Here is a 14,853-nt window from a genome sequence, read left to right on the forward strand (position 1 = left end):
GCTTTTAGCCCGCCTTCTTCGTTTCCGATTCAAGCGTTGGCGTATCAACCCACCTGGTTGAGTTCGAACACCATATCCACGCTCGTGCCGTTCCAGTTGTATTCCAGATACGCGGCGTGATGGCAGTCGCGCAGCGGTGTCGTTTTGAACGCGGCGAGACATTCGCCTTGCGGGTCTCGCACCGACGGATACGCAATGCCCGGCGCTCCCGCTTCGCGCACCGCGCGGCCGAGCGCTTGCCCGGCCAGATAATCGTCCGGCGACAGCACCGCGAGATCCAGCGACGCGTCGCCGCGAATATCCACCACGTCGCCTTGCGCGGCAACCGTGTAGAGGCGCATTTGCTGACGCATGGGTGCCTGGGCAGTGGCCTCCAGAAATTTGCCCGTGTGATAACGCGTTTCGGCGATCGCGGTAGCGCGCGAGCGGGCGCAATAAAACACGCCGTAGCTGCCGTCGGAAAAGCGGCTGCCCAGCGGATTCAGATGCGTCAACGCGGCCATGATCGGTCCGTAGCCCGGGCCGAAGCGGCGTTCTTCGTACGGCACCAGATCGAGTTCGCCGACCTCGGTGCGCAGACGGTCGTTGGTCATTGCCTCGAGCGCGTACAACGCGTCGAAATCTTGCGGCGATGCCACCCGGTCGAACAGATTGACGGCTGGAAAGCGTGTGGGAATCACCCGATACGCGGGTGACCAGTCGAGCCGCGCCGTGGGCCAGCGGTCCTGCCATTGCGGTTGTGTCACGCCCAGCCGCCTCGCATTGCGTCGAGATACTGGCGCACGGCCACGAGATCGCTGATGTTGCCGGCCAGCATGCGGTCTAGCGCGCGACGGCCGCCGAATGGCGGCGCGCTGTTGGGACGCTTGATCCAGGCGTCGGCGGCGTTGGCTTGCGGCAACAGGATTTGCAGCGCCTTGTAAATACCGAGGAGCAACGACAGGCGTTCGAGCGTGTCGCGCCCGACGCGGGCCGTTTCAGGCGCCGCTTTCCATTTGAAGAAAGTGGAGCGGCCCGGTGAGCCGAGCAGCACGATCTGCTCTTCGGCGCTCAAGTCCCAGTCGCGTGCAATGTTGAAGAAAGCGCGCAAACCCGCTGCGGACATTTCTGTCAGAGAAGGAGGCGAAGCGGGCCGTCGAATCGGCGCTTCAGACTGGGAGGCACGGGCGGCGTGGGCCATGAGCGGGTAAGTCCTTTTGTGTACTTAATATACATAATAGTCTAGATATGGATTTTTGCAAGGGAATATAATCCTCGGCTCATTCGGCAATGGCAGATCAGGAGAAGCGGGAGATGTGGGTTCGAGTAGCAGCAGCGGCGCTGGCCGTGTGGTGTGTGTCGGGTGCGGCGGTGGCTGCGGGTTATGCGGAAACGTGGAATCCGCCCGAAGCGACGGGGCATGCGGTCAAACAGGCAGGGAAGACGAAGAAGGTTGGCAAGGTTAAGGGTTCGGGCGCTTCGAAGGCAGGTGTGAAGATTGGGTCGTCGAAGACGGCGTCAAAAGCCGCTTTTAGGCATGCGGCGCAGCGCGCGGCGTCTGCGTCAACGTCGGGCAACGGTGGCAAGCCGGCGCCGCATGGCGCGGTGAAGAAGGTGACGGCGAAGAGCGGTACAAAAGGAAGCGTCAAAGCGCCGGGCACCGTCAAAGCGCCGGGCACCACGGGCAAGTCCAAGCCGAAAACAGCCGTGATGGCGCAGCACGGTAAGAAGGCACATGCACAACTGGTGACGGCGAAATCAGGACGGGGCAAGGTCACGCACGCCAATCTGGTTCAAGCACACGCAACGTCTCCGCATGCGACCAAGATTGCGGCGAAACCGGCTGTGACGAAACCGGCAGTAACTCAAGCGAATGCGCCGGCCCAAACCGCAAACGTTAGCGCCAGTCCGGCGCCGATGGCCGCCACGTCCAGCAATCCGGCAACCGCCGGCAACGGTTCGCTGCCGCCGATTCTTCACTGACGTCGACTCATCGACTTCAGCCGGCGCGTTTGCGTTTAGCCTTGGTCTCCGGCGGTCCCAATGCTGTCCGGCCGAGCTCCACGATCCGCGCCGACAGCTTTTCCAGTCGTGGCGACTGCACCTTCCACGCGTGCCAGTACAACTCGACATCGGTGGGTTGTTTCGGCGCCAGGTCGACCAGCTCGCCGCGCTCCACGGCGTCGCCGAATTCCAGTTCCGGCACCATCCCATATGCCAGGCCGCGCTGGATCGCCATGTAACGCGGGGCCGGCGCGGGCACGTAGTGGCACGGATACGCCTCCGGCGGCAGGCCGAAGCGCGTCTCGAGAAAGCGCGCCTGTAACGCGTCCTTGCGTGAGGACAGAATCACCGGCGCGCGGCGCGCACTGTCGCGCGTCAAGCCATTCGGAAACCAGCGCTCGACGAACGCAGCCGACGCCACCATCCGGTAGCGCATCGCCCCGAGTCGTTCGGCGAAGCAGCCGCGCATCGGCGCAGGTTCAGTGGTGATGCAGCCGATCGCCAGACCCGACGCGAGCAATGCGTGGGTGTGATCCTGATCGTCGACGGTGAGGTCCAGCAGCACGTTTTCCTGCAGCAGAATGTCCGAGAGCGCGGGGAAAAACCATGTGGATAGCGTGTCCGCGTTGACGGCGGCGGCGACGCTCAGCAGCGCCTCGTTGGCGCCCGCCAGATCGCCGGCGAAGTCGTCTTCGAGCAGCGCGGCGCGCCGCAAATATTGCAACAGGCGCTGGCCCATCTGCGTGGCGCGACATGGTCGCGTGCGCACGATCAGTGGATTGCCGAGGCGCGTTTCGAGCGCCCGCACCCGCTGCGATACCGCCGACGATGTGAGATTCAGCCGCACGGCAGCCTGCTCGAAACTGCCGGTTTCGATGACCGCGCGCACGGCGGCGGTTTGTCGGGGGTCGAGGTCCACGAAATGCCCTTTTTATAGGAGGTGACGCCGAACGGCGCGATGGGCTGCCCCACGAACGGACGCGAAGCCGTGCGACGGCTCGGTCCAGCCGATCGGCGCCGCGATTGAATGCATGGCGCGCCTAACGATCGCTTCGGACGATCTCAAGTCAAGCCGCTTTGCGCGGCCGACCGCCTTTCTTGCCGTTTTCGCGTGCTGCCGCCGACTTCGCTTCGGACTTGACGCTGCCGCCGCTGCGGCCGATATCGCGCATCCATGCTTTCGAGCCGAATACGCCGTCGATCAAACCGTGTACCGACACCACGACGTCGAGCGCTGGAAATACGAGCGCTGAGCCGAGGCCGAAAATTTCTATCTCGCGTAGATCTGCGGGCGCTGCGTTGTGCAAACCCTCGATGAAAGCGACCGGGACGAGCAGAGAAATGCCGTTGGTCAGCGTGATGTCGAGACGTTTGGTACGTGGCTTATATTTCGCGCCGAGCGCGGCGGGACGCTTGGCGGTTGCGGCGCCACGTTCCTGAGCAAGCCGCCATTCTTCGCTGCTGTTCATGAGTGGATTCCTTTCCATGCGGAGCACAGGAACGGCACCATTTCGTTAATGCGTTTTGCCAGTCGGCGCGCTTCGCGTTCTGAATACCCTCGAGCCTCGCGGATCGACACCGGGCCCTCGGGACAATTCAAGATAAAGATAATTTCACCATCCGGACCGAGAACATGAACATGTGGCGGAGCGTGATCGTGAGGGTAAATCACCACGATCAGCCCGTCGATCCGGGCAATGATGGGCATGCTCACGATTATATACCGTAGCCGCTTGGGTTTTTACGATAACCCGTGCGAATGCGCTCAAACGCTCGCCAACCCCTGCGTCACCAGCCGCAACGTCTCCACCGAGCGCTGATCCCGCACCCGCGAGTGCAGCGTCACCCGCGACTCCGGCAGCGTCGGCAAGCCGAGTCGCTCGCCCACATCGACCAGACCGCGCGGCGCGACCCGACTCGCGAGCGGCGACGCCGCCAGCCCTGCGGCGACTGCCGCGCCGACCGCCGCGACTCCACCGCCGACGAACACCTCCTGCCACGCGATGCCCTTTTCCGCCAACGCACGCAGCGCCACTTCGCGCACGTTGCACGGCGGGCTGAGCAAGGCCAGTGCCAACGGTTCCCCGACACGCGGCAGCCATTCCGGCGTGGCCAGCCAACCGAGCGGTTCGCTGAAGAGCACCTGCGTGTCGTCGCGCGGCGGCTCGTCCAGACCATAACGGACGATCACCGCGTCGAGCCGGCGTTCGTCGAACTGCGCGAGCAGCGCGGTGGAGGTGCCCATGTGCAGTTCCACCACCAGACCCGGATCGTGCGCATTGAGCCTGGCGAGCAACCGCGGCAACTCAGGCCCCGCGACATGCTCGCTGAGCCCCAGCACCAACCGGCGGCGTTCCACGGACAGGGAGCCCAGTGCCCGTTCATGCGCGTTCAACAGATCCCGCGCCGCGCCGAGAAACGCGTTGCCGTCGCCGGAAAGACGCACCACGCGGGGCGTGCGCTCCAGCAACTGCTTACCCAGATGCGCTTCCAGCCGCTTCAGCTTGAGGCTCACCGCCGACTGCGTGGTGTCGAGCGCATCCGCCGCGCGCGTGAAGCTGCGCAGATCGGCGACCAGAACGAATGCGCGGACCGCGTCGAGATCAAGTACTTTCATTTCAATTGAATATAGATGAAATAGTCAATGATGTCTGTTTATTATGAATGAACGCGCCTAAGCTGTGTTTACCCAATCACTGCAACCAAGGAGATTCACCATGCCGCTTACACGAATCGCATTGCGCGCCGGCAAGCCCGCTGAATACCGGAAGGCGCTGACGCAGAGCATCCAGCGCTCGCTGGTGGAAACCTGCAACGTGCCGAAAGACGACATTTTCATGCTCATCAGCGAGCACGAGGCCGACAATTTTGTGTTCGACAACCAGTATCTGAACGTCGAGCGCAGCGACGATCTGGTGATCATTCAGATCACGTTCAACAACACGCGCACGATCGAGCAGAAAAAGGCGCTGTACAAGCGCATGGCGGATGAACTGGCGGAGTCGCCGGGGCTGCGACGAGAAGATGTGTTCATCAATCTCGTCGAGGTGCTGAAGGAAAACTGGTCGTTCGGCAACGGGATCGCGCAGTACGCGCTTTGAGCGACGTGGCGGGCGCGTTGTCGCTTTGTCGCGGGAAGTGTCGCGACGTGAAACGGGCGGCATGCCGATTCGGCTCGTTTTTGGAGTCGTGACCGGTCGTGCCGCCCGTTCGTCATTGGGCCAAGAAAGGCGCCGCCGCTAAGCGATCGTATCGACGACCCCACCATCCACGCGCAGCGCCGCGCCGGTGGTCGCCGAAGCCTGCGGCGAGCACACGTACACCACCATGTTCGCCACTTCCTCGGTGCTGGCCGCGCGCTGGATGATGGAACTGCTGCGGTGCGCGCGCACGAATTCCGTGGCGACCTGTTCGACGGTTTTGCCTTGCTCCCGCGCGGTGTCTTCCACCATCGAACGGAAACCGTCCGATAGCGTTGGTCCGGGCAAAACGGAGTTGACCGTCACACCACTGCCGGCCGCCTGTTTGGCGATGCCGCGCGCAATACTCAACTGCGCGGTCTTCGAAAAGCCGTAGGCGAGCATATCCGGCGGAATGTTCAGCCCCGATTCCGACGAGATGAACACCACGCGCCCCCATTGGCGCTCCATCATCCCCTTCAGATAGCGCCGCGTGAGCCGCACGCCGGACATGACGTTGATTTCGAAGTAGCGCGCCCAATCGTCGTCTGGCGTGGAGAAAATGTCGCCGGGTCCGAAGACGCCGAGGTTGTTCACCAGAATGTCCGCCTGCGGCACGGCTTTCGCCAGCGCGTCGCAACCGTCCTGACTGCCGAGGTCGCCGGCAAAGCCTTGCAACTGCGCGTGCGGCGCTGTCTTCAGAATGGCTTCGATGGCGCGGTCCACGGCGTCCTGCTTGCGTCCGTTGACGACCGTCCGCGCACCCGACGCGGCGATGCCGGTGGCGATAGCGAGGCCGATCCCCGCAGTGGAGGCGCTGACGATGGCGGTCTTGCCCGATAGATCGATGTTCACGGTTTGCTCCTTGTCGACATTGCAACGCACGAGCCGGAAGTGGCCGCGCCAGAAATAGGAAGGATGGGTGTTCAAGGGATCGAGCAGAGAGTATTCCACGGTTCCGTTCTGGAAGCCGGCTGCGTGCCAGGCCGGTGGACGGTGGCGCGCATTCACGTCGTTATAATGATTCGCTGTCCTTTTTGCTCTCCACGACCGTTCCTCGCCATGACAACCGACCACACCGATCCTTCTCACGAACCCCTCGAACTCGGCGGCTCCGTCTGGTTCCAGGCGGGCGCGCAAACGCTCGGCGGCGCGTCGCGGATCGCGCTGCTCGCGGCGATCGGCGAAACCGGCTCGATCACCAGCGCGGCGAAAGCGGTCGGCATGAGCTACAAAGGCGCCTGGGACGCCGTCGACACAATGAACAACCTCGCCGGTGAGCCGCTCGTCGTGCGCCTGACCGGCGGTAAGGGCGGTGGCGGCACCACGCTCACGCCGCGCGCCGTGAAGTTGATCGAAACGTTTCGCGCGGTCGAGCGCGAGCATCGGCGCTTTCTGGAGCGCGCTGGGGCGGCGATCGAAGGATTCGCGACGGATTGGGATCTGATCGGCCGCATCGGCGTGAAAACGAGCGCGCGCAATCAGCTTTACGGCACGGTGTCGGCGGTGACGCGCGGTAGCATCAACGACGAAGTGTCGTTGGCGCTGGCCGGCGGGCACGAAATCGTCGCCGTGGTCACGCACGAGAGTACGGAGACGCTGGGGCTGGCGGTGGGTTCGGCGGCGTTCGCGCTGATCAAGGCGTCGTGGGTCGTGTTGCTGGTTGAAGACGCCAGCGGGGCGTCGCTCAAGCTGTCGGCGCGCAACCAGTTGCGCGGCACGGTGCTGAGTGTGAAGCGCGGAGCGGTGAATGCCGAGGTGTCGCTCGGGTTGGAGGGCGGCGCTGTGATCACGGCGGTCGTGACCAACGAGAGCGTCGACACGCTGGGGCTGGTAGAAGGTTCGGTTGCGGTCGCGGCGTTCAAGGCGTCGAGCGTGATACTTGGCGTGAAGGACTGAGCGAGCTGTGCGCTGCCTTTTGCCCTGATTCAAGGCTCGCTGCGCACGTATCCCGCGAACGCCTGATGCTCGCGCACGCAGCCATCGCTGACTTGCACGACCTGATCGCCGAATGCGGCGACGTCGTCGGGATCGTGCGTGATCAACACCATCGGAATGTCGAGCCGCGTTTGCAGGTCCGATAGCTCGCGCCGCATGCGCTGACGCAGCGCGCTATCCAGTGCGGAAAACGGCTCGTCCAGCAGCAATAGTCGCGGTTGCGCGACCAGTGCGCGCGCCAGTGCGACGCGCTGCTTCTGTCCGCCGGAAAGCTGCGCCGGGTGATTCCCGGCCACGCTCTTCAATTCCAAGGCATCGAGCCAGTAATCGACCTGTGGATGCGCGAACCGAGCACGCGGATTGAGCCAGCCCTGCTGCAGCCCGAAGCCGATGTTCTGCCGCACATTGAGATGCGGAAACAGCGCGTAGTCCTGAAACAGATACGCGATCTTGCGTGCCTGCGGTCTCAGATCGATGCCCCGCGCGCTGTCGAACAGCGCGTCGCCATGCAGCGTGATCGCGCCTTCGTCGGGGCGCAGCAGGCCGGCGATCGCTTGCAACGTCAGACTCTTGCCCGCGCCGGACGGCCCGAACAAGACGACGCGCGGCGTGGTCGCCTGGAAAGCGACGTCGAGCGTAAAACGGCGCTCGGCGCTCTGGAATGTCTTGCGGATGTCGACGGCGAGCGGCATGTCAGCGGGACGTCAACAGGGTGTGCTGCGGCACGAGGCGGCCCGCCAGCAACAGGATCACGACGCACGTCACCGACGTCACGAGCACGAGGAAATTCGCGGTGCTGTCGTCGCCGGCTTGCACGGCCGAATAGACCGCGACCGACAGCGTCTGCGTGCGGCCCGGCAAGTTGCCGGCAATCATCAGCGTCGCGCCAAATTCGCCGAGCGCGCGGGCGAACGCCAGCAAGCCGCCCGCCAGAATGCCGCGCGACGCGAGCGGCAAGGTCACGCGAAAGAACACGGCGGTCTCGCTGACGCCGAGCGTGCGCGCGGCTCGCTCGAGTTGCGGATCGACGGCTTCAAACGCGGCGCGCGCCGATTTCAGCACGAGCGGAAATGCGACGACCGTCGAGGCGATCACCGCGCCTTGCCAGGTGAACACCAACTGGATATCGAAACGGTCGAGCCAACTGCCGATCACGCCGCGCCGGCCGAGCAGCACGAGCAGGTAGTAGCCGAGCACGGTGGGCGGCATGACGAGCGGCAACGTCAGCAGCGAATCGACCAGGTCGCGCGCGCCGGAGCGCCAGCGCGACAGGCCGAAGCCCGACGCGACGCCGAACACCAGATTGAGGGCGGTGGCCCAGCCCGCTACTTTGAGCGACAGCAGGAGCGGAATCCAGGCCTGTTGCATGGGTGTGCGATGCCTCGGTGATTGCGGTTGCGGTGATTAACGGTGATTAATGCGCGGGCTTGAAGCCGTACTTCGCCAGCACGGCCTGGCCGGCCGGCGACAGCACGAAGCCGATGAACGCTTGCGCGTCGGCCGCGTGACGGCTGCCTTCGACTTGCGCGATCGGATAGGTGATCGGCGTTTGCGTCGGCACGTTCAGCGCAACCTTCACCTTGTCCGGCATGACGGCGGCGTCGGTGCTGAAGACGAAGCCGGCGTCGACTTCGCCACGCGACACGTAGTCGAGGCTTTGACGTACGTTGGCGGCCAGCACGGCCTTCGCGCTGACGGCGTCCCACACGCCCGCGGCCTGCAGCGCGCCTTGCGCATAGCGGCCGATCGGCACCGAAGCCGGATCGCCATATGCGACACGTTTCACGTTCGCCGAGGCCAGATCGTTGATGGCGGCTGGCGCGAAGTGGCTGTCCGTCGGCACGATCAGCACCAGCGAATTCGCGGCGAAGTCCTTGCGCGTGGCCGGCACGATCACTTTTTCGGCGGCGGCTTTGTCCATGGCTTTCTGATCGGCGGACGCGAACACGTCGGCGGGCGCGCCCTTGGCGATTTGCTGCATCAGCACGTCGGAGGCGCCGAAGTTGAGCAGAACCTTGGTGCCCGGATGCTGCTGCTCGAACACGTCGCTGACGGCCTTAAAGGCGTTGGTCAGGCTGGCGGCGGCGGAGACCACCAGTTCATCGGCGCGCGCATTGACGCTGACGACCAGAGAGAAGGCGCTGGCGATGAACAGCGCGTGTTTCAGAAAGCGGCGGGACAGTGTCATGGAGGCGTGGGAGTCCGGCTCAAGCCGGAGCGGCAGGTTAAAACGCTATCGTAATATATGAAAGGTTATAACGGTAAGCATGACGATTATTCAACTGTGCGCATGACCCGGCGTGTAATGCGCCACCGGACCGGCATTAGACGTGCGATGAACGCGGCGGCGTGAGCGTATTGAGCGTTTGCGACAGCGGGGTGGCGGCCGGCCGGACATCGCGCACGGCCCGCCACTTGGCGCGGATGAACGGCCGCTCGTGACCGGACACCTTCAGCGCGATATGCGTGACCCAGCGTTGCGTCGGCACATGGACGCCGTGCATCAGCAGTGCAAGCACCATCAGACTTGCGGTGACGGGCAGCGCCGACAGACGGCCGGGTTCGGCGTGCCATGCCATGCGCACGAACAGCAGCGCGGCCAGCGCGCCCACCAGACAACCGGTAATGGCTTCAGAAGGCGAGTGTGCGCTTAGCACGACGCGCGACAACCCCACTGCGATGCCGGCAGCCAGGCCGAGCAACACACCGAGCAAACGGATGGCCGGCCGCGACGGCAGCAGCATGAGGAACAGCGCGACCGGATAAACCGCGGTGGACAGCATGGCATGACCGCTGACGCCGGTGAAATCCAGCTCGCGCACGCCCACGCCCCAGCCCAGGAAGGCCAGCTTGGTCACGGTCGTCACGCCGATGGCCGCGCCCAGCAGCAGCAGCCAGCCCGCTGCCATGCGCCACGAGTAGCCGACCGCCAGCCACAACGCGATGGCGAACGCGAGCGGCAGCGTCATGCCGGCGCCGCCGAGGCTGGTAATCAGATACCACAAATGAACCGGTAAATCGGGCATGGCAAGAAGCGCGACCGAGGCCGCGTGGAATCGGTTGGTAGTGAAGTTAACGCGTGAACGGCACGAATCGCCGACCGGGCGCTGCCTCGCACGTCAAAGAATAACTAACCGCCAGTATAGACGGGTGCTGCGGGCCGGTCTTGCCGCGCGCCACGCTTTCCGGCGCAGGACGTTGGCTGGCGAACAAGCCCTGACGCGGTTTGACGCGGAGTCTGCGACAAGGTTCGCCAAGCGGAAATTTCGCGGGTTGGGCGCGATCCATGCTTCCAGCATCGCACGAGGAATGGTGTTATTGTGCATTGCACAACGAAGCACTATTCCCGTTCTATCGGACGGATCCCGTCCCTTTTTGCGAGGTTATCCGCCGATGGCAAAAAGTCTATCGAAAATCTGGCTGCGCGGCCTAAAGCGATTGCTGGCGATCCAGGCCGAGCCCCTTCACAAAGCCGCCAAGCGTACCCCGGCACGGCCGACTCGCGCCGCCACCAGCAAGGCTTCGGCGAAAGTTCGCCCGCTTAAGGCCGCCGCGGTGCGCGCGCCGGCTAAACGGGAGACGCCGCGGCCCGCCGCGCGCGAATCGCGAGTACGTCCGCGCGCGTCGGCGTGGGCGAGCGGCGCCTGGACGCGCTCGTTCCATTCCGCGCCCGCTGCGCCAGGACGGCTGGTCAACCATCTGCAGTACGGTTTGTACATTCCGTCGGGGCATGCGCTTGACTCCATGCCGCTGGTGGTGATGCTGCACGGCTGCACCCAGTCAATCGATGAATTCGCCGAAGGCACGCGGATGAACGTGCTCGCCGACCGCTTCGGCTTTGCCGTGGTGTACCCCGAACAGTCGAAACATGTGCATTCGCATCGCTGCTGGCACTGGTACGACGCCAGCGAAAGCGCCGGTGGGGCGGAGGCGCGTGCCGTGGTGTCGCTGGTGGATGCGTTGGTCGCGCAGCATGGGTTCGACAGCGAGCGTGTGTATGTCGCAGGTATTTCGGCCGGAGCCGGGCTGACCGCGCTGCTGGCGATCAACTACCCGGACCATTTCGCGGCGGTGGCGCTGCATTCCGGCCCCGCTTTCGGCGAGGCCCGCTCAGGTATTACCGCCATGGACGTGATGCGACGCGGCGCGCGGGGTGAACCGGCTGAACTGGTCGACGCACTGGTCGACGTGGCGAACTATCCCGGCATGCCGGCGATCATCGTCCACGGTGACGCCGACCATGTGGTGTCGCCGGTCAATGCGGATCAGCTGGCGGAGCAGTTCCTTCGCCTGAACCGTATCGTCGACGCGAACGGCGCACGTAAATCAGGCGAAGTGCGCGAAGAACGCAAAGGCGGCGTCGTGATGCGCGATTACATTCGCGGCGGACGGCGGGTGGTGCGGCTGTGTCGCGTGCAAGGACTCGCTCATGCGTGGAGCGGCGGCGACGACGTGATCCCGTTTCATTCCGCCAAAGGCCCTGAAGCGAGCGCCATGATGTGGGAATTTTTCAAGCATCAGCGCCGCGCCGGCGCCGCTCGATCGGCGGAAAGCACTGTCGCAGCGATGTCCGCTACCGCGCGGTGACGTTGGAACAACACTTCGAAATGAGTCGTAGCGCGTTCCTAGGGTTTTCCCTATAATACGGGTTATCCCTTAGGCGTTAACGCCTAACACTCATTGTCGAGGTTGACCATGTACCTGCTTAGCCGCCTGTTCCTGTTTCTGACCAAATCGCCCGATCAACTTGCGAAAGAACGCGCTGACGCTTTCCTCGCCGAGGCCACGGATCTGTACGATCTGGAATTCCGTATGCGCAAGCTGGATCGCGAAGCGAATCCGCGTCAACCGTCGTGGATGACTCAGCACTAAGCTGCGCAAAGTTAAAGCATCGGCGGGAATTGAAATGCGCCGGTGTTCGGGTGAACCGCCCAAGCTGTTGTGAGCACGCAAACACGCCTACACAGCCGGATTCAATTGCCACAACGCGTGATTCAACGCCGCGGCGAACGCCACCCAGGCTACATAGGGCACAAGCATTCCGCCCGCCCAGCGGTCCCGTCGCCAGAACACGAATGTCAGCGCGGCGATCAGGACCAGCAGTATCGCGATATCAACCAACGCCATGTCCGGTCGATGCAGGCCGAAGAAAAGCCACATCCATGCTGCGTTGAATAGCAGTTGAACGGCCCATAAGACAATCGCGACGCTCAGCCCATCGCGCTTCCACACGCGCCACGCAGCGATTGCCATCAGCACATAAAGCACCGACCACGCCGGCGGAAACACCCAGTTCGGTGGATTGAACGCAGGCTTTTGCAGCCCTGCGTACCAGGCGTCGGGTAGAAACTGGCTCGCGACTAACGCGGCGGCCAGCGTCAACAGCAGAAATACGATCAGCGACGGCAGACGACGCATTCCGATTGCCTCCATGTCAGGCGTTTTCCGTTCAGTCTCAATGATGTAAGCGGGCACTCACTTGCCGAAACGAGCCAGCGTACGCGCTCGCGCTTCCGCATGATCGACGATCGGCGCCGGATAATCCTCGCCTAACACCACCCCAAATTCCGCGAGCCGTTCTGTACCGGCCAGCCACGGTGCATGAATCCACTTGGGCGGCAGCTTCGCCAGTTCCGGCAGATAGCGTTTGATGAAACGCCCTTCGGCATCGAATTTTTCGGACTGCGTGATCGGGTTGAAGATTCGGAAGTACGGCTGCGCATCGCATCCCGTCGACGCCGCCCACTGCCAGCCGCCGTTATTCGCCGAAAAATCGAAGTCGTTCAGCTGCTCGGCGAAATAGCGCTCGCCGAGCCGCCAGTCCACGCCCAGATCCTTCACCAGGAAACTCGCTGTGACCATCCGCAAGCGGTTGTGCATGTAGCCGGTACGGTTCAGTTGCAGCATCGCGGCATCGACCAGCGGATAACCGGTGCGGCCATCGCACCAGGCGGCGAATGCCTCGTCCGCTTCCGGACCTTGCTCCCAGCGCAGCTGGTCGTACTCTTCCTTGAACGACGCGCCGCTCGCCAGTCGCGGATGATGCGCCAGGATCATGAAGTAGAAATCCCGCCAGATCAGTTCCGATAACCACGTGGCCGACCCTTGCCCGTCGGGTTGCAGCGACATCTCGTGTGCGAGCCGCGCGAGCGTGCGAATCGAGACCGTGCCGAAACGCAGATGCATCGACAGATAGCTTGGGCCCTTGGCCGCTGGAAAGTCGCGCCGGTCGGCGTAGCTGTCGATGCGGGTGATGAAATCGTCGAGCAATTGCTGCGCGCCGCTCACGCCGGTGGGCAGCGCCAGTTCGGCCAGATTGCTCGGCGCGAAACCAAGCTGCTTGAGTGTCGGTAATTGCCGATCCAGCTTGGCCGGCGGCGCGGCCAGATGTTTTGCGTAGCTTTCCACCGGATACGGCTTCAGATCGAACGCCGTCAATTGCTTGAGCCACGCGTTTTTGTACGGTGTGAACACGGTGAACGGTTTCTTCTGGCCCGTCAGCACCTCGTCGCGTTCAAAAATCACCTGGTCTTTGAACGTCAGCAATTGGCGTCCGGCGTCTGCGAGACGTTCTTGCACCGTTTCGTCGCGCGCGATCGCCACGGGCTCGTAATCGTGATTCGTGAACACCGCCTCGACGCCGAGCTGGTCGGCAAGCTTCGGCACAAGGTCGGCCGGATCGCCGTACAGCACGATCAGACCGCCGCCCTCGGCGCGCAGCGCCTCATCCAGTTCGCCCAGCGTTGCCAGAATGAACTCGATGCGGCGGTCCTGCACGGGCGTATCCGGATGACGCGCCTGCCAGGCGTCGACGAGCGGCTGAAGAATCGTCGTGTCGAACACGAACACGCACCACACGCGCTCACAATGTTTGAGCGCGTAGTAAAGCGCGGCGTTGTCCGTGCCGCGCAGGTCGCGGCGGAACCAGACCAGACCGGTGTCGAAGGAGTCGTTCAGTCGTCGGGCGCGTGTCATCGGGTGCAAGAAGAGTTAGGTGAGGGGTTGCGCTGTGCCATCTAAACCGCGGTCGGGCGCGCCAGCTTGGAGATGGGATTGTCGTCGCACATTGCGTGCCGCGTCCACCAACGACAAAACGCCCGCCCCTATTGTGCAGGGAGCGGGCGCTGTTCGCGGCGGCGCGGTGTGCCGCGCCGCATCGCGTATTGCTTCAGCAATTCGCCGACGTCGCGGCTTACGCGACTTGCAGGCGAACCGCGACGTTGTTGCGCGTGGCGTTCGAGTACGGGCAAACCTGGTGAGCGGCGTCGACCAGTTCTTTCGCGGCGGCTGCCTCGAGACCCGGCAGCGAGACGCGCAGTTCGATGTCGAGTGCGAAACCTCCCTGGTCGTTGGGGCCGATACCGACTTCCGCAGTGACTTGCGTGTCGGCCGGCAGCGTCTGCTTGTGCTGACCGGCGACGAACTTCATCGCGCTCAGGAAACACGCCGAGTAGCCGGCTGCAAACAGTTGTTCCGGATTCGTGCCCGCGGCACCGTTGCCGCCGAGTTCGCGCGGCGCGGCCAGCTTAACGTCCAACGCGTTGTCCGCCGATACGGCGCGGCCGTCGCGGCCACCGGTGCTCGTTGCGCTGGTCTTATACAGAATGTTCATGGTGCTGCTCCTTTGTCTCGGTTGTCAGGGTTCAGGATCTGCTTGGTTGCCGCGATGTGCCCGCCTTTCCGGCGAAGCGCTTTGGAAGTGGCATGTGATTAAGATAGTACACAAATCATTAGTATGCAAATGAAATTTCAC

The 14,853-nt window shown here is 63.5% G+C and carries 19 protein-coding genes; 5 read left to right on the top strand and 14 right to left on the bottom strand.

Features of this window, described 5'->3' with window-relative positions:
* Window positions 1-44: 44 nt before the first annotated feature.
* Both B0G83_RS27180 and B0G83_RS27185 read right to left on the bottom strand, forming a co-directional pair.
* Window positions 45-746, bottom strand: a complete 702-nt coding sequence (locus tag B0G83_RS27180; protein ID WP_105510485.1) for an RES family NAD+ phosphorylase — start codon at window positions 744-746, stop codon at window positions 45-47.
* The gene (locus B0G83_RS27185) at window positions 743-1,180 is read right to left on the bottom strand and encodes an MbcA/ParS/Xre antitoxin family protein (protein WP_105510486.1); all 438 of its coding nucleotides are present in this window, start codon (window positions 1,178-1,180) and stop codon (window positions 743-745) included. Before B0G83_RS27185 ends, B0G83_RS27180 begins: the two co-directional genes overlap by 4 nt.
* Window positions 1,181-1,293: 113 nt before the next feature.
* On the opposite strand from B0G83_RS27185, the gene B0G83_RS27190 reads away from it, so the two are divergent.
* On the top strand, window positions 1,294-1,962 hold the full coding sequence (locus B0G83_RS27190; protein WP_105510593.1) for a hypothetical protein: 669 nt from the start codon (window positions 1,294-1,296) through the stop codon (window positions 1,960-1,962).
* 16 nt (window positions 1,963-1,978) lie between these two features.
* Here the strand turns inward: B0G83_RS27190 and B0G83_RS27195 are convergent, their stop codons facing one another.
* The 4 genes from B0G83_RS27195 to B0G83_RS27210 all read right to left on the bottom strand — a co-directional run bounded on the left by B0G83_RS27195 (window position 1,979) and on the right by B0G83_RS27210 (window position 4,600).
* A complete protein-coding gene (locus tag B0G83_RS27195; RefSeq protein ID WP_105510487.1) occupies window positions 1,979-2,902 on the bottom strand; it encodes an HTH-type transcriptional regulator ArgP in 924 nt (307 codons plus the stop codon).
* Between the two features lie 148 nt (window positions 2,903-3,050).
* Entirely contained in the window at window positions 3,051-3,452 is a 402-nt protein-coding gene (locus B0G83_RS27200; protein WP_181157098.1) for a DUF2442 domain-containing protein, read from the bottom strand.
* Window positions 3,449-3,691: a DUF4160 domain-containing protein gene (locus tag B0G83_RS27205; protein WP_105510489.1), complete on the bottom strand. Its 243-nt coding sequence runs from the start codon at window positions 3,689-3,691 to the stop codon at window positions 3,449-3,451. Before B0G83_RS27205 ends, B0G83_RS27200 begins: the two co-directional genes overlap by 4 nt.
* Before the next feature lie 57 nt (window positions 3,692-3,748).
* Window positions 3,749-4,600, bottom strand: a complete 852-nt coding sequence (locus B0G83_RS27210) for a LysR family transcriptional regulator (RefSeq protein ID WP_105510490.1) — start codon at window positions 4,598-4,600, stop codon at window positions 3,749-3,751.
* A 100-nt stretch (window positions 4,601-4,700) separates the two neighbouring features.
* Here B0G83_RS27210 and B0G83_RS27215 point away from each other — a divergent pair, with 100 nt between their 5' ends.
* The gene (locus B0G83_RS27215; protein ID WP_105510491.1) at window positions 4,701-5,084 is read left to right on the top strand and encodes a tautomerase family protein; all 384 of its coding nucleotides are present in this window, start codon (window positions 4,701-4,703) and stop codon (window positions 5,082-5,084) included.
* Window positions 5,085-5,222: 138 nt separating this feature from the next.
* Here the strand turns inward: B0G83_RS27215 and B0G83_RS27220 are convergent, their stop codons facing one another.
* Complete coding sequence (locus B0G83_RS27220; RefSeq protein WP_105510594.1) at window positions 5,223-6,017, bottom strand: SDR family NAD(P)-dependent oxidoreductase; 795 nt, start codon at window positions 6,015-6,017, stop codon at window positions 5,223-5,225.
* Window positions 6,018-6,224: 207 nt separating this feature from the next.
* On the opposite strand from B0G83_RS27220, the gene B0G83_RS27225 reads away from it, so the two are divergent.
* Window positions 6,225-7,061, top strand: a complete 837-nt coding sequence (locus tag B0G83_RS27225; RefSeq protein WP_105510492.1) for a TOBE domain-containing protein — start codon at window positions 6,225-6,227, stop codon at window positions 7,059-7,061.
* 29 nt (window positions 7,062-7,090) lie between these two features.
* Here B0G83_RS27225 and B0G83_RS27230 read toward each other — a convergent pair whose 3' ends face one another.
* The 4 genes from B0G83_RS27230 to B0G83_RS27245 form a co-directional block, all read right to left on the bottom strand.
* Window positions 7,091-7,792, bottom strand: coding sequence for an ATP-binding cassette domain-containing protein (locus B0G83_RS27230; RefSeq protein ID WP_105510493.1), 702 nt, complete (start codon window positions 7,790-7,792; stop codon window positions 7,091-7,093).
* Window position 7,793: 1 nt separating this feature from the next.
* Window positions 7,794-8,468 carry a molybdate ABC transporter permease subunit gene (gene modB / locus B0G83_RS27235; RefSeq protein WP_105510494.1) on the bottom strand — a complete coding sequence of 225 codons (675 nt, stop codon included), beginning with the start codon at window positions 8,466-8,468 and terminating at the stop codon, window positions 7,794-7,796.
* Window positions 8,469-8,514: 46 nt separating this feature from the next.
* A complete protein-coding gene (gene modA, locus B0G83_RS27240) occupies window positions 8,515-9,288 on the bottom strand; it encodes a molybdate ABC transporter substrate-binding protein (RefSeq protein ID WP_105510495.1) in 774 nt (257 codons plus the stop codon).
* 136 nt (window positions 9,289-9,424) lie between these two features.
* The gene (locus B0G83_RS27245) at window positions 9,425-10,126 is read right to left on the bottom strand and encodes a phosphatase PAP2 family protein (protein ID WP_105510496.1); all 702 of its coding nucleotides are present in this window, start codon (window positions 10,124-10,126) and stop codon (window positions 9,425-9,427) included.
* A gap of 367 nt (window positions 10,127-10,493) precedes the next feature.
* On the opposite strand from B0G83_RS27245, the gene B0G83_RS27250 reads away from it, so the two are divergent.
* Window positions 10,494-11,687 (top strand): PHB depolymerase family esterase, encoded by a 1,194-nt coding sequence (locus B0G83_RS27250; protein ID WP_105510497.1) that lies wholly within the window; start codon window positions 10,494-10,496, stop codon window positions 11,685-11,687.
* A 108-nt stretch (window positions 11,688-11,795) separates the two neighbouring features.
* The gene (locus B0G83_RS27255; protein ID WP_105510498.1) at window positions 11,796-11,972 is read left to right on the top strand and encodes a DUF3563 family protein; all 177 of its coding nucleotides are present in this window, start codon (window positions 11,796-11,798) and stop codon (window positions 11,970-11,972) included.
* Between the two features lie 87 nt (window positions 11,973-12,059).
* Here B0G83_RS27255 and B0G83_RS27260 read toward each other — a convergent pair whose 3' ends face one another.
* The 3 genes from B0G83_RS27260 to B0G83_RS27270 all read right to left on the bottom strand — a co-directional run bounded on the left by B0G83_RS27260 (window position 12,060) and on the right by B0G83_RS27270 (window position 14,712).
* Window positions 12,060-12,533, bottom strand: coding sequence for a TspO/MBR family protein (locus B0G83_RS27260; RefSeq protein WP_258168325.1), 474 nt, complete (start codon window positions 12,531-12,533; stop codon window positions 12,060-12,062).
* A gap of 42 nt (window positions 12,534-12,575) precedes the next feature.
* A complete protein-coding gene (locus tag B0G83_RS27265) occupies window positions 12,576-14,075 on the bottom strand; it encodes a deoxyribodipyrimidine photo-lyase (RefSeq protein ID WP_105510499.1) in 1,500 nt (499 codons plus the stop codon).
* Between the two features lie 217 nt (window positions 14,076-14,292).
* Entirely contained in the window at window positions 14,293-14,712 is a 420-nt protein-coding gene (locus tag B0G83_RS27270) for an organic hydroperoxide resistance protein (RefSeq protein ID WP_105510500.1), read from the bottom strand.
* Between the last annotated feature and the right edge of the window lie 141 nt (window positions 14,713-14,853).

Origin of the sequence: Paraburkholderia sp. BL21I4N1 (assembly GCF_002973525.1) — a bacterium.
Lineage (GTDB): Bacteria > Pseudomonadota > Gammaproteobacteria > Burkholderiales > Burkholderiaceae > Paraburkholderia.

Bases quoted from the DNA above. Each gene is read 5' to 3' on its own strand.
- B0G83_RS27210 (WP_105510490.1), bottom strand. From the start codon at position 4,600: ATGAAAGTACTTGATCTCGACGCGGTCCGCGCATTCGTTCTGGTCGCC.
- B0G83_RS27200 (WP_181157098.1), bottom strand. From the start codon at position 3,452: ATGAACAGCAGCGAAGAATGGCGGCTTGCTCAGGAACGTGGCGCCGCA.
- B0G83_RS27225 (WP_105510492.1), top strand. From the start codon at position 6,225: ATGACAACCGACCACACCGATCCTTCTCACGAACCCCTCGAACTCGGC.
- B0G83_RS27205 (WP_105510489.1), bottom strand. From the start codon at position 3,691: ATGCCCATCATTGCCCGGATCGACGGGCTGATCGTGGTGATTTACCCT.
- B0G83_RS27250 (WP_105510497.1), top strand. From the start codon at position 10,494: ATGGCAAAAAGTCTATCGAAAATCTGGCTGCGCGGCCTAAAGCGATTG.
- B0G83_RS27185 (WP_105510486.1), bottom strand. From the start codon at position 1,180: ATGGCCCACGCCGCCCGTGCCTCCCAGTCTGAAGCGCCGATTCGACGG.
- B0G83_RS27215 (WP_105510491.1), top strand. From the start codon at position 4,701: ATGCCGCTTACACGAATCGCATTGCGCGCCGGCAAGCCCGCTGAATAC.
- B0G83_RS27190 (WP_105510593.1), top strand. From the start codon at position 1,294: ATGTGGGTTCGAGTAGCAGCAGCGGCGCTGGCCGTGTGGTGTGTGTCG.
- B0G83_RS27270 (WP_105510500.1), bottom strand. From the start codon at position 14,712: ATGAACATTCTGTATAAGACCAGCGCAACGAGCACCGGTGGCCGCGAC.
- B0G83_RS27255 (WP_105510498.1), top strand. From the start codon at position 11,796: ATGTACCTGCTTAGCCGCCTGTTCCTGTTTCTGACCAAATCGCCCGAT.
- modB (WP_105510494.1), bottom strand. From the start codon at position 8,468: ATGCAACAGGCCTGGATTCCGCTCCTGCTGTCGCTCAAAGTAGCGGGC.
- B0G83_RS27265 (WP_105510499.1), bottom strand. From the start codon at position 14,075: ATGACACGCGCCCGACGACTGAACGACTCCTTCGACACCGGTCTGGTC.
- B0G83_RS27260 (WP_258168325.1), bottom strand. From the start codon at position 12,533: ATGGAGGCAATCGGAATGCGTCGTCTGCCGTCGCTGATCGTATTTCTG.
- modA (WP_105510495.1), bottom strand. From the start codon at position 9,288: ATGACACTGTCCCGCCGCTTTCTGAAACACGCGCTGTTCATCGCCAGC.
- B0G83_RS27230 (WP_105510493.1), bottom strand. From the start codon at position 7,792: ATGCCGCTCGCCGTCGACATCCGCAAGACATTCCAGAGCGCCGAGCGC.
- B0G83_RS27245 (WP_105510496.1), bottom strand. From the start codon at position 10,126: ATGCCCGATTTACCGGTTCATTTGTGGTATCTGATTACCAGCCTCGGC.